This window comes from Mycobacterium sp. TH-M106 (assembly GCF_057473765.1).
The window spans coordinates 1-11,496 of the sequence record NZ_JBYCLE010000251.1 but is presented as its reverse complement, the minus strand read 5'-3'; the positions used below and the strand labels follow the sequence as shown (position 1 = coordinate 11,496).

The following is an 11,496-nucleotide window of genomic DNA, read 5'->3' as shown; positions in this document are numbered from 1 at the left end:
CCATCGTGGCGAAGGTGAACATCAAGCCACTCGAGGACAAGATTCTCGTGCAGGCCAACGAGGCCGAGACCACGACCGCGTCCGGTCTGGTCATTCCTGATACCGCCAAGGAGAAGCCGCAGGAAGGCACCGTCGTCGCCGTCGGCCCGGGCCGCTGGGACGAAGACGGCGAAAAGCGCATCCCGCTGGACGTGTCCGAGGGTGACACCGTCATCTACAGCAAGTACGGCGGCACCGAGATCAAGTACAACGGCGAGGAGTACCTGATCCTGTCGGCGCGCGACGTGCTGGCTGTCGTATCCAAGTAACCCGCGTTCCGCCCCGGCGATCCCCGTGTGAAGCACGGGTGATTTCCGGGGCGGCATGCGTCAGTAGCCGAGAAGGAGCCTGATGAGCAAGCTCATTGAGTACGACGAGGACGCGCGTCGTGCCATCGAGGCGGGCGTGAACGCGCTCGCCGACGCGGTCCGGGTCACCCTGGGGCCGCGCGGCCGGCACGTGGTGCTGGCCAAGTCCTGGGGCGGTCCCACGGTCACCAACGACGGCGTCACCGTCGCGCGCGAGATCGACCTGGAGGACCCGTTCGAAAACCTCGGCGCCCAACTGGTGAAGTCGGTGGCCACCAAGACCAACGACGTCGCCGGTGATGGCACGACCACCGCAACGGTGCTGGCCCAGGCGCTGGTCAAGGGCGGTCTGCGCCTGGTCGCCGCCGGGGTCAACGCGATGGAGCTCGGCGCGGGCATCGGCAAGGCCGCCGACGCGGTGTCCGAGGCCCTGGTGGCCTCGGCGACTCCGGTGTCCGGCAAGGAGGCGATCGCTCAGGTGGCGACGGTTTCCTCGCGCGACGCGCAGATCGGCGAGCTGGTCGGCGAGGCGATGCACAAGGTCGGCACCGACGGCGTCGTCAGCGTCGAGGAGTCCTCGACGATGAACACCGAGCTGGAGTTCACCGAGGGTGTCGGCTTCGACAAGGGCTACCTGTCGGCGTACTTCGTGACCGACTTCGACGCCCAGCAGGCCGTGCTCGAGGACCCGCTGATCCTGTTGCACCAGGAGAAGATCAGCTCGCTGCCCGACCTGCTGCCCATGCTGGAGAAGGTCGCCGAAGCGGGCAAGCCGTTGGTCATCATCGCCGAGGACATCGAGGGCGAGGCACTGGCGACGCTGGTGGTCAACTCGATCCGCAAGACGCTGAAGGCCGTCGCGGTCAAGTCGCCGTTCTTCGGCGACCGGCGCAAGGCGTTCATGGAGGACCTGGCGATCGTCACGGGCGGCCAGGTGGTCAACCCCGACGCCGGCCTGCTGCTGCGCGAGGTCGGGGTCGAGGTCCTGGGCTCGGCCCGCCGGGTCGTGGTCGGCAAGGACGACACCATCATCGTCGACGGCGGCGGGTCCGCTGAGGCGGTGGCCGCCCGCATCAAGCAGCTGCGCGCCGAGGCCGAGGCGAGTGACTCCGACTGGGATCGCGAGAAGCTGCAGGAGCGGCTGGCCAAGCTGGCCGGCGGGGTCGCCGTGCTCAAGGTCGGGGCCGCCACCGAGACGGCGCTCAAAGAGCGCAAGGAAAGCGTCGAGGACGCCGTCGCGGCGGCCAAGGCGGCCGTCGAGGAGGGCATCGTGGCCGGCGGTGGCACGGCGCTCATCGGGGCCCGCAAGGCGCTCGACGACCTGCGGGCGTCGCTGACCGGCGACCAGGCGACGGGGGTCGATGTCTTCTCCGACGCCCTGGCCGCACCGCTGTACTGGATCGCCGACAACGCCGGGCTCGACGGCGCGGTCGTGGTCAACAAGGTCAGCGAGCTGCCCGCGGGGCACGGCCTGAACGCCGCCACGCTGCGCTACGGCGACCTGATCGCCGACGGCGTCATCGACCCGGTCAAGGTCACCCGGTCGGCGGTGCTCAACGCCGCGTCGGTGGCCCGGATGGTGCTCACCACCGAGACCGCGGTTGTCGACAAGCCCGCCGAGGAGGAGGGCGACGGCCACGGTCACGGACATGGCCACGGCCACGGGCATCACCACCACCACTAAAGCGAGCAATGCGGATGCGCCCCCGGCTGATGTCGGGGGCGCTTTCGTATTCAGTTCGGCGGGCGTCATCACCGCTGAGTTGCATCCCACGGAGTCGGCTCCGATCCGAGCGGCCGGGGGTGTTCCTTTTCGGCGCTGCGACTGTCCCGCTCGGTGTACACATGAGTGCGCATAGTCTGCGCGACCTGCGGGGCAGCCTGGGAGCTGTGGTGCGGGCGGTGGCCGCGACCGGCGAAGAAGCCATCATCACCGACAGTGGCACCGAAGTCGCGGTGATCATCAGCCTGGCCGACTACGAGCGGTTGCACGAGCACGCCGATGTCGTCGACGCGCTTCGGATGCGCGAGCTGTGGGCACACTCGTTTCGGGCGCTGCCTCTGGCGGAGATGCTCGATGAGCTCGGTGTCGACGCCGACGCGTTCGCGGCCCGATGAAGATCTCGTTTCACCCGGACGTACTCAGACAGTCACAGCGGCTCCCACGTGCCGAGTCGGAAGCCGCGCTGCAGGTCGTCGTGGGTTTGTCCCCTGATCCGCGACCCGTAAACGTGAAGAAACTGGTTGGAGTCAGCGTGATTGGCGTGAGCGCTTCGGACAATACCGGGTGGTGTACTCCACCGACGATGCCGTCGGCGAAGTGACGGTGTTCAACATGGCCAAGCGCAGGGACGCTTATCGGTGAGACTTTGGCGTCAGCTCGGGCGACCGGTGCTAGCGTCCGAGCAGCGCCGGGGCGACGAGTGAGGTCAAGCGATGGAAGAACCGCTGCTGCTGCAACACCGCGACGAGCGCGGCGTCGTCACGCTGACGCTGAACCGCCCGCACGCGTTCAACGCGCTGTCGGAGGCGATGCTCGCGGCGCTCGGTGAGGCCGTCGGCGCGCTCGGCGAAGACGAAGCGGTGCGTGCCGTCGTCCTCGCGGCTTCCGGCACGGCCTTCTGCGCCGGCCACGACCTGAAGGAGATGCGCTCCGAGCCGTCGCTCGAGTACTACCAGCGGCTGTTCGCGCAGTGCACGGCGGTGATGCTGGCCTTCCAGCGCCTGCCCGTGCCGGTGATCGCGCGTGTCCACGGTCTGGCGACCGCCGCGGGCTGCCAGCTCGTCGCGATGTGCGACCTCGCGGTGGCCGGCCGCGACGCGCGCTTCGCGGTCGGCGGCATCAACGTCGGGCTCTTCTGCGCGACACCGGGGGTGGCGCTGTCGCGCAACCTGTCCCGCAAAGCCGCCTTCGAGATGCTGGTCACCGGCGAGTTCGTGTCGGCCGAGGAGGCGCGGGTGCTGGGGCTGGTCAACAAGGTGGCGGCCCCCGAGGCGCTGGACGACGTGGTCGAGGCGCTGGTGGCGCGGGTGGTCGCCAAGCCGCGCGTCGCCGTCGCCATGGGCAAGGCCCTCTTCTACCGCCAGATCGAAGCCGGAATCGAGTCCGCCTACGAGGACGCGGGCGCGACGATGGCCGCCAACATGATGGATCCCTGCGCGCTCGAGGGCGTCCAGGCCTTCATCGAGAAGCGCCCGCCCCGCTGGAACGGGTGAGGGCCGCGCCGCAGTCCGCGGCCGCCGGGCTCAGGACAACTCAGGCCGATCGGCGAATGCCCCGCCCGCGGCCGATGTCCCCCTTGAGCAGCAGGTCGCGCTCGGACTCCGACAGGCCACCCCAGACGCCATAGGGCTCAGCGACGTCGAGGGCGTGGGAACGGCACTGCTGGATCACCGGGCACTGCCGGCACATTTCCTTGGCGCGCTGCTCGCGCTGCGTGCGTGCGCGTCCGCGCTCACCGTCGGGGTGAAAGAACATCGACGAGTCAACGCCGCGGCACAGGCCCTGGAGTTGCCAGTTCCAGATGTCGGCGTTGGGCCCGGGTAGCTGATCAGGCTGTGGCATTGGCTTGTTCCCTCTCTGCACGGCACGCCAGTTGAGGTCGAGTTCCAGAAGCGTCCGAGAAGTGTCCGAAAAGCTGTGGTGCAACTGAAATGAAGCGGCGTCACCGATGACAACCCGTCACCGGTAGACGTTAGGGGGGACCGCGAATTTCCGTCAATAGCCACTTAGGACGGCAAAATATGTAAGCGTTGGAGCATATTTTACTCTGCGTTCATCTATGCCGCATTCCCCGACGGGAAGGGGTGCTACCAGGCAATTGGCCGAATCGAGATCGTCCCAGCTCAGTGCCGGGAGGGCGGCGCCGGGCAATTAGCCATGGCGCGTTTGCGATTAACATTTCGGTAACACAACCCGCACGAACTGTTTACTACTATGCCGGTGATTGAGACTTATCACACTTCCGGGGTCGACGAGGAGTTGGCCGCCGCCGCGTTCGGCGGCGAGCCGGGCCGCTGGCCGTTGCCGACGGCGAGCACCGCGCAGCAGTTGTGGCTGCGGGCGGTGGCGGCCGGTGGGCAGGGCCGATACGGCAGCGCCTGTCGCGATCTGGCCCAGTTGCGGCGCGGCCGTGCGCCGGGGCGCCTGCTCTCGCTGGCCCACAGCACGCAGGGATCGTTCCTGCGCCAGCTGGGATGGCACACCGTGGCGCGGGGCTGGGACGGTCGGGCCCTGGCCCTGGCGGGCGCGGACCCCGAGGCGCGCGCCGACGCGCTGACCGGGCTCGCTGCCGACGCGCTGGGCGTCGGGCGCCTGGCCGCCGCGGCGGCGTTGCTGGCCCGCGTGGACGAGGTGCTGGAACCGGGGCCGGTGATGCCCGACCGGCTTGCCGTGCGCCGACGGTGGGTGGCCGCCGAGCTGGCGATGGCCGGCGGTCACGGCGACATCGCCGTCCGCCACGCCGGCGAGGCCGTCGAACTGTCCCGGGCGATGGCGGTCGCCTCGGCGCGGCACCGGGTCAAGAGCGACGTCGTCCTGGCGGCCGCCCTGTGCAGCGCCGGTGCCACCGACAAGGCCCGCGCCGTGGCCGACACCGCGCTGGACGAGACCGCCCGGCTGGGGCTGACGCCACTGCGATGGGCCCTGGCATGCTTGCTGATCGATATCGGGAGCGTCACGTTTGCGGCACGGAATTTGGCCGAAATTCGCGGTATCTGCGCAGGTCAGGTGCGACGCGCCGGTGGAACCTGGCATACCGATTGAACGGCCCTCCGCCCGTTATTGTCATTGCGTAGGTAAGCCCCGGGATGTGTCCGGTCCGTAACGTTGGAGATACCGCCGTCGATGACAATTCAAGGGGAACGTCTCGACGCCGCGGTGGCCGAGGCCGCAGCGGGGGACCGGAAGGCTCTACGGGAGGTGCTGGAGACCATCCGTCCGATAGTGGTGCGATATTGCCGGGCGCGAGTCGGCACGGTCGAGCGAGGTGGTCTGTCAGCCGATGACGTGGCTCAGGAGGTGTGCTTGGCCACCATTACGGCGCTGCCCCGCTACCGCGAACGGGGCCGGCCCTTTCTGGCCTTCCTCTACGGGATCGCCGCCCACAAGGTCGCCGACGCCCATCGCGCGGCGGGCCGCGATCTCACCTACCCGGCCGAAACGGTTCCCGAACGCTGGTCGGCCGAGGCGGGTCCGGAGCAGCGGGCCATCGAGGCCGACTCGGTGAGCCGGATGAGCGAGTTGCTGGAGATCCTGCCCGCCAAACAGCGCGAGATCCTGATCCTCCGCGTCGTCGTCGGCCTGTCCGCGGAGGAGACCGCCGCGGCCGTCGGCAGCACCACGGGCGCGGTGCGGGTGGCCCAGCACCGTGCTCTGATGCGCCTCAAATCCGAAATCGTTGCGGCAGGTGACTATGCGTGAGTTTGGACGTGCCCTCGGCGACCAGCCGGGAATGGACGAGTTCGCCCGTACCGATGTGCTGCTCGACGCGCTCGCCGAACGCCTCCCGGTCGATCTGCAGGATCGCGACGACCCCGACGACGCGGCGCTGGCCCAACTGCTGGAGGACTGGCGCGACAACTTGCGGTGGCCGCCGGCCAGCGCGCTGGTGTCGCCGGAGGAGGCCGTCGAGGCGCTGCGCGCCGGGATCGCGGAACGCCGGCGCAGCCGGCGGGGCCTGGCCGCGATCGGGTCGGTCGCCGCGACGCTGCTGGCGCTCAGCGGGTTCGGGGCCCTGGTGGCCGAGGCGCGCCCCGGGGACGCCCTCTACGGCCTGCATGCGATGGTCTTCGACGAGCCCCGGGTCAACGACGACCAGATCACGTTGTCCGCCAAGGCGGAGCTGGCCAAGGTCCAGGAAATGATCAACCAGGGCCAGTGGGACCAGGCGCACACGCAGCTGGCCGAGGTCAGCACCGCGGTGCAGTCGATGAACGACAACGCCAGCCGGCACGACCTGATGGACCAGGTCAACCTGCTCGACACGAAGGTCCGCTCGCGCGACCCGAACGCGACGCTGCCTCCCGCGTCCGGAGGGCCCGGGGTTACGGCGCCGGTGTCCCAGCCGCCGGACGTCTCGATGCCTCCGCCGCCGGAACAGGGATCGAGTCCCGCGCCCACGCCGTTCCCCGGGGGTCATCGCCGCCATGGCCAGACCGCCGTGCCCGCACCGGAGGCGCCGGACGGCGCCCCCTAGCCGGGGCGCGACTCGGTGCGGCCGACTCAGTGCAGCCGGGGGTATCCGTCGGCGTCCGAGGTCGCCTCGTTGAGCGAAGCGTCGGCGTACCCACGGCAGTAATCCCAAGTCACGTAGGAGTCCGGCTCGGGGTCGTAGGCCGGCTCGTGCGGGCGGACGGTGCCGTCGATCAGCAGTTGCAGCAGGTTGGCCCGCAACATGTCCCAGTCGTGGTAATGGTCTTGCTGGCACTCGTCGCAGCACACCACGAGCCCGCGAATCCCCTTGTGCGCCAACAGCGCCTCGTAGACCGCCAGGTCCGCCAGGTCGGCCTCGACCGCAATGCGCTCCTGCTGGTCGAGCGGCTGACCCGGCTCTACGGCATCGAGAGCCGCCGACGGATCACAGGGGTCGTCGGCGAACGGGTCGGGCGGCAAACCCGGGGGGAGGTGGTTGCGCACCCCTCTAGGGTACGCACGCCCCCGACGGGAACGCCAGCAGGTAAACGCGCGCCGTCTCCGCGGCGATTCGGCGGTCCGTCCGCGGCGCGCATCGTCACCGGCGGGGGGCGAGCCGATAGGATGGGTGTCTCACTTCGCATGCGTATGGAGGCCTCACCGATGTCCCGTGGCATGTCCCACCTGGAAGACAGTTCCGACCTGGTCGCGAGTCCGTATTTTCGCGGCGGCCTGACGGAGAACTCGGTGCCGACCGGGGGCGACAATCCCAACAAGGTAGCCATGTTGGGGCTGACGTTCGACGACGTCCTGCTGCTGCCGGCGGCGTCCGACGTGGTGCCCGCCGCGGCGGACACCACCAGCCACCTCACCAGGAAGATCAGACTGAAAGTGCCGCTGGTCAGTTCAGCGATGGACACGGTGACCGAGTCGCGGATGGCCATCGCGATGGCGCGAGCCGGCGGAATGGGTGTGCTGCACCGCAACCTGCCTGTTGCCGAACAGGCCGGCCAGGTCGAGACGGTCAAACGATCCGAGGCGGGCATGGTCACCGATCCGGTCACCTGCCGGCCGGACAACACCCTGGCGCAGGTCGACGCGATGTGCGCACGGTTCCGGATCTCCGGCCTGCCGGTGGTCGACGACTCCGGCGCGCTGCTCGGCATCATCACCAACCGCGACATGCGGTTCGAGGTCGACCAGACCAAGACGGTCGCCGAGGTGATGACCAAGGCCCCGCTGATCACCGCCCAGGAAGGGGTCAGCGCCGACGCTGCGCTGGGCCTGCTGCGCCGCCACAAGATCGAGAAGTTGCCCGTGGTCGACGGTCATGGTCGGCTCACCGGCCTGATCACCGTGAAGGACTTCGTCAAGACCGAGCAGCACCCCCTGGCGACCAAGGACAAGGACGGCCGGCTACTGGTGGGGGCCGCGGTCGGCGTCGGTGGCGATGCCTGGGTGCGGGCCATGATGCTGGTCGACGCGGGCGCCGACGTACTGGTCGTCGACACCGCGCACGCCCACAATCGGCTGGTGCTCGACATGGTCGGCAAGCTCAAAATCGAGGTGGGCGACCGAGTCGAGGTGATCGGCGGCAACGTGGCCACCAGGGCCGCCGCCGCCGCACTGGTCGAGGCCGGTGCCGACGCGGTGAAGGTCGGTGTCGGGCCTGGGTCGATCTGCACGACGCGCGTCGTGGCCGGTGTGGGCGCACCGCAGATCACGGCGATCCTCGAGGCGGTCGCCGCGTGCGGGCCGGCGGGCGTGCCCGTCATCGCCGACGGAGGGCTGCAGTACTCCGGCGACATCGCCAAGGCACTGGCCGCCGGTGCGTCGACGGCAATGCTGGGATCGCTGCTGGCCGGCACCGCCGAAGCGCCCGGCGAACTGATCTTCGTCAACGGCAAGCAGTTCAAGAGCTACCGCGGGATGGGATCGCTGGGCGCCATGCAGGGCAGGGGTGGGGCCGGAGCTCCAGGCAGGTCCTACTCCAAGGACCGCTACTTCGCCGACGACGCGCTCTCGGAGGACAAGTTGGTCCCCGAGGGCATCGAGGGCCGCGTGCCGTTCCGCGGCCCCCTGTCGTCGGTGATCCACCAGCTGACCGGTGGGCTGCGGGCCGCCATGGGCTACACGGGCTCGTCCACCATCGAGGCCCTGCAGCAGGCGCAGTTCGTCCGGATCACCGCCGCCGGACTCCGCGAAAGCCACCCGCACGACGTCGCCATGACCGTCGAAGCACCCAACTACTACGCCCGTTAGAAAGCTCGCTGGATATCCACATGGTCGAGATCGGGATGGGCCGCATCGCGCGCCGCGCCTATGAACTCAGCGAAGTCAGCATCGTGCCGTCGCGCCGCACCCGCTCGTCGAAGGACGTGTCGACGACCTGGCAGCTCGACGCCTACCGGTTCGAGATCCCGGTGCTGGCCCATCCGACCGACGCGTTGGTGTCGCCGGAGTTCGCCATCGAACTCGGTCGGCTCGGCGGGTTGGGAATCCTCAACGGCGAAGGCCTGATCGGGCGGCACGCCGACGTCGAGGCCAAGATCGCTCAGCTCGTCGAGGCCGCAGAGAAGGAGCCCGAACCCTCGGCCGCGGTACGGCTGCTGCAGGAACTGCACGCGGCACCGCTGGACCCGGAACTGCTGGCTGCCGCGGTGGTCAGCATCCGCGAGGCCGGCGTCACCACGGCGGTGCGGGTGAGCCCCCAGAACGCGCAATGGCTGACGCCGGTGCTCGTCGCGGCCGGCATCGACCTGCTGGTCATCCAGGGCACGATCGTGTCCGCCGAGCGGGTGGCCAGCGATGGCGAGCCGCTGAATCTGAAGACCTTCATCTCCGAGCTCGACGTGCCCGTGGTCGCCGGCGGCGTGCAGGACCACCGCACCGCGCTGCACCTGATGCGCACCGGGGCCGCCGGCGTCATCGTCGGCTACGGCTCCACCCGGGGCGTGACCACCACCGACGAGGTGCTGGGCATCAGCGTCCCGATGGCCACCGCGATCGCCGACGCCGCCGCCGCGCGGCGTGAATACCTCGACGAGACCGGCGGCCGGTACGTGCACGTGCTGGCCGACGGCGACATCCACACCTCCGGTGAGCTGGCCAAGGCGATCGCCTGCGGTGCCGACGCGGTCGTGTTGGGCACGCCGCTGGCCGAGTGCGCGGAGGCGCTGGGCGGCGGATGGTTCTGGCCGGCGGCGGCGGCGCACCCGTCGTTGCCACGCGGGGCGCTGCTGCAGATCGCGGCCGGCGAGCGCCCGCCGATGGAACGCGTCCTGAACGGGCCCTCCGACGACCCGTTCGGCAGCCTCAGCCTGGTCGGTGGCCTGCGCCGGTCGATGGCGAAGGCGGGATACTGCGACCTCAAGGAATTCCAGAAGGTCGGCCTGACCGTCGGGTGCTGAGGTGCTCAACTCATCGCGGGGCAGCCTCAGTGCGCGGTGGCCGCGCTTTACGCCTTGAACGTCAACGGTATTGGACGATGCCGAGCCCGTCGATTCGCCGGAAATCCGCGACGTTCGCGGTGACGATCGGGATGCCCAATTGCAGGCTCGTGCAACCGACCCAGAGATCATTGGCACCGATCAGTTCGCCACGGTGCCGCAGCGCCCTTGCCACTCTTGCGTAGACCAACGCTATCCGGTCATCTACCGGAACGACCGCGTGTCCCGTGCGCATGGCGGTGATGATCGGGTCGTCGGCTTGGTCGAATCCTTCGGCGAACTCGCCTAACGCGATCGTTGAAAGGAACAACTCGGCATCCGGCGAGCGTTTGAGCACCTGGTGCGCGGCACCGTCGTCGTCACCGGCAGATCTCTCCCGTTGCAGATCGATGAGAAATGTCGTGTCGACGCTTAGTTTGAGCGCCATTGGTCCGGCGGCGGTGTGTCGGCGTGTTGCGCTTCGTCGAGGCGCCTGAGAACGTGGTCGCCCACCGCCGGTAGGGCGTCGAGTGCGTCGAGAAGCGCTGCCGCCGTGGGAACTTCGTTGCGCCAGTGCGCACGCTTGATGACGCGGGAAAATGATTCGTTCGGTGTGCGCCGAGCGGCCCGAAGGCGCTCATAGGCATCGAGGTCGATCGATATTGTCTTAGTGGCCACTCTGCATGTATACATGCATGGTTTTGTGTATTCAAGGTGACAGCCCCGGGCTGGACTCGTCGGTCCCGCGACCACCACACAGAGATTCGGGTAGCGGGCTTCGGGTGGCGGGCTTCGGGTAGCGGGGATGGTGAACGCAGCGTCAACGTTTCGTGGACAACGCGGCGATGGGTGACCCGGTTACCAGGCGGATGTAAAGCGGTTCATACTGCACCGGTGAATCCGGATTACGACGTCTTGATCATCGGCTCGGGTTTCGGCGGCAGTGTCAGCGCGCTGCGGCTGACCGAAAAGGGCTACCGGGTAGGGGTATTGGAGGCCGGCCGCCGCTTCGCCGACGAGGAGTTCGCCCAGACGTCCTGGGACCTGCGCAAGTTCCTGTGGGCGCCGAAGCTGGGCTGTTACGGCGTCCAGCGCATCCATCCGCTGCGCAACGTGATGATCCTGGCCGGTGCCGGGGTGGGCGGCGGCTCGCTGAACTACGCCAACACCCTCTACGTGCCGCCGGAGCCGTTCTTCGCCGACCGGCAATGGTCGCACATCACCGACTGGCGCGGCGAGCTGATGCCGCACTACGACCAGGCGCAGCGAATGCTGGGCGTGGTGAAGAACCCGACCTTCACCGACGCCGACCGGGTGCTCAAAGAGGTGGCCGACGACATGGGCTGTGGCGACACGTTCGTGCCGACCCCGGTCGGGGTGTTCTTCGGTCCCGACGGCACCAAGGCGCCGGGACAGACCGTCCCGGATCCGTATTTCGGTGGTGCCGGCCCGGCACGCACCGGCTGCCTGGAGTGCGGCTCGTGCATGACTGGCTGCCGCGTCGGCGCCAAGAACACGTTGGTGAAGAACTATCTGGGCCTCGCCGAATCCGCCGGGGCGCAGGTGCTTCCGATGACGACGGTGAAGG

Annotated in this window: 14 protein-coding genes; 10 read left to right on the top strand and 4 right to left on the bottom strand. The window is 68.8% G+C overall.

Annotation, left to right across the window (positions count from 1 at the left end):
- Positions 1-5: 5 nt before the first annotated feature.
- The 4 genes from groES (at position 6) to AC2VOP_RS08705 (ending at position 3,563) form a co-directional block, all read left to right on the top strand.
- Positions 6-308, top strand: coding sequence for a co-chaperone GroES (gene groES, locus AC2VOP_RS08720; RefSeq protein WP_007167930.1), 303 nt, complete (start codon positions 6-8; stop codon positions 306-308).
- An 82-nt stretch (positions 309-390) separates the two neighbouring features.
- A complete protein-coding gene (gene groL / locus AC2VOP_RS08715; protein ID WP_369740337.1) occupies positions 391-2,031 on the top strand; it encodes a chaperonin GroEL in 1,641 nt (546 codons plus the stop codon).
- Between the two features lie 161 nt (positions 2,032-2,192).
- Entirely contained in the window at positions 2,193-2,465 is a 273-nt protein-coding gene (locus tag AC2VOP_RS08710) for a type II toxin-antitoxin system Phd/YefM family antitoxin (RefSeq protein WP_369740335.1), read from the top strand.
- 318 nt (positions 2,466-2,783) lie between these two features.
- Positions 2,784-3,563 (top strand): enoyl-CoA hydratase, encoded by a 780-nt coding sequence (locus tag AC2VOP_RS08705; protein ID WP_369740333.1) that lies wholly within the window; start codon positions 2,784-2,786, stop codon positions 3,561-3,563.
- A 40-nt stretch (positions 3,564-3,603) separates the two neighbouring features.
- Here AC2VOP_RS08705 and AC2VOP_RS08700 read toward each other — a convergent pair whose 3' ends face one another.
- Positions 3,604-3,912 carry a WhiB family transcriptional regulator gene (locus AC2VOP_RS08700; protein WP_369740331.1) on the bottom strand — a complete coding sequence of 103 codons (309 nt, stop codon included), beginning with the start codon at positions 3,910-3,912 and terminating at the stop codon, positions 3,604-3,606.
- Between the two features lie 378 nt (positions 3,913-4,290).
- On the opposite strand from AC2VOP_RS08700, the gene AC2VOP_RS08695 reads away from it, so the two are divergent.
- The 3 genes from AC2VOP_RS08695 to AC2VOP_RS08685 all read left to right on the top strand — a co-directional run bounded on the left by AC2VOP_RS08695 (position 4,291) and on the right by AC2VOP_RS08685 (position 6,544).
- The gene (locus tag AC2VOP_RS08695) at positions 4,291-5,112 is read left to right on the top strand and encodes a hypothetical protein (RefSeq protein WP_369740329.1); all 822 of its coding nucleotides are present in this window, start codon (positions 4,291-4,293) and stop codon (positions 5,110-5,112) included.
- Between the two features lie 81 nt (positions 5,113-5,193).
- Positions 5,194-5,769 (top strand): sigma-70 family RNA polymerase sigma factor, encoded by a 576-nt coding sequence (locus AC2VOP_RS08690; protein ID WP_369740327.1) that lies wholly within the window; start codon positions 5,194-5,196, stop codon positions 5,767-5,769.
- Complete coding sequence (locus tag AC2VOP_RS08685) at positions 5,762-6,544, top strand: anti-sigma-D factor RsdA (protein ID WP_369740325.1); 783 nt, start codon at positions 5,762-5,764, stop codon at positions 6,542-6,544. The genes AC2VOP_RS08690 and AC2VOP_RS08685 overlap by 8 nt, the downstream gene beginning before the upstream one ends.
- A 26-nt stretch (positions 6,545-6,570) precedes the next feature.
- Here AC2VOP_RS08685 and AC2VOP_RS08680 read toward each other — a convergent pair whose 3' ends face one another.
- A complete protein-coding gene (locus AC2VOP_RS08680; RefSeq protein WP_369740324.1) occupies positions 6,571-6,984 on the bottom strand; it encodes a DUF5319 domain-containing protein in 414 nt (137 codons plus the stop codon).
- A gap of 159 nt (positions 6,985-7,143) precedes the next feature.
- Here AC2VOP_RS08680 and guaB point away from each other — a divergent pair, with 159 nt between their 5' ends.
- Together guaB and AC2VOP_RS08670 are read left to right on the top strand one after the other, a co-directional pair.
- Positions 7,144-8,742, top strand: a complete 1,599-nt coding sequence (gene guaB, locus AC2VOP_RS08675) for an IMP dehydrogenase (protein WP_428898878.1) — start codon at positions 7,144-7,146, stop codon at positions 8,740-8,742.
- Positions 8,743-8,762: 20 nt separating this feature from the next.
- Positions 8,763-9,890, top strand: a complete 1,128-nt coding sequence (locus tag AC2VOP_RS08670; protein WP_428898877.1) for a GuaB3 family IMP dehydrogenase-related protein — start codon at positions 8,763-8,765, stop codon at positions 9,888-9,890.
- A 61-nt stretch (positions 9,891-9,951) separates the two neighbouring features.
- On the opposite strand, the gene AC2VOP_RS08665 is transcribed toward AC2VOP_RS08670, so the two are convergent.
- Both AC2VOP_RS08665 and AC2VOP_RS08660 read right to left on the bottom strand, forming a co-directional pair.
- A complete protein-coding gene (locus AC2VOP_RS08665) occupies positions 9,952-10,356 on the bottom strand; it encodes a type II toxin-antitoxin system VapC family toxin (protein WP_428898876.1) in 405 nt (134 codons plus the stop codon).
- The gene (locus AC2VOP_RS08660; protein ID WP_486960586.1) at positions 10,341-10,586 is read right to left on the bottom strand and encodes an antitoxin VapB family protein; all 246 of its coding nucleotides are present in this window, start codon (positions 10,584-10,586) and stop codon (positions 10,341-10,343) included. The genes AC2VOP_RS08665 and AC2VOP_RS08660 overlap by 16 nt, the downstream gene beginning before the upstream one ends.
- Before the next feature lie 216 nt (positions 10,587-10,802).
- Between AC2VOP_RS08660 and AC2VOP_RS08655 the strand changes: the two genes are divergently transcribed.
- Positions 10,803-11,496 (top strand): NAD(P)-binding protein (locus AC2VOP_RS08655; protein WP_486960585.1); only part of this gene is annotated, 694 nt, incomplete at its 3' end.

What these genes read in the sequence shown, in the direction of transcription:
- AC2VOP_RS08685 (WP_369740325.1), top strand. Translation starts at nt 5,762, where the DNA reads ATGCGTGAGTTTGGACGTGCCCTCGGCGACCAGCCGGGAATGGACGAG.
- guaB (WP_428898878.1), top strand. Translation starts at nt 7,144, where the DNA reads ATGTCCCGTGGCATGTCCCACCTGGAAGACAGTTCCGACCTGGTCGCG.
- AC2VOP_RS08670 (WP_428898877.1), top strand. Translation starts at nt 8,763, where the DNA reads ATGGTCGAGATCGGGATGGGCCGCATCGCGCGCCGCGCCTATGAACTC.
- AC2VOP_RS08705 (WP_369740333.1), top strand. Translation starts at nt 2,784, where the DNA reads ATGGAAGAACCGCTGCTGCTGCAACACCGCGACGAGCGCGGCGTCGTC.
- AC2VOP_RS08710 (WP_369740335.1), top strand. Translation starts at nt 2,193, where the DNA reads ATGAGTGCGCATAGTCTGCGCGACCTGCGGGGCAGCCTGGGAGCTGTG.
- AC2VOP_RS08665 (WP_428898876.1), bottom strand. Translation starts at nt 10,356, where the DNA reads ATGGCGCTCAAACTAAGCGTCGACACGACATTTCTCATCGATCTGCAA.
- AC2VOP_RS08690 (WP_369740327.1), top strand. Translation starts at nt 5,194, where the DNA reads ATGACAATTCAAGGGGAACGTCTCGACGCCGCGGTGGCCGAGGCCGCA.
- AC2VOP_RS08700 (WP_369740331.1), bottom strand. Translation starts at nt 3,912, where the DNA reads ATGCCACAGCCTGATCAGCTACCCGGGCCCAACGCCGACATCTGGAAC.
- groL (WP_369740337.1), top strand. Translation starts at nt 391, where the DNA reads ATGAGCAAGCTCATTGAGTACGACGAGGACGCGCGTCGTGCCATCGAG.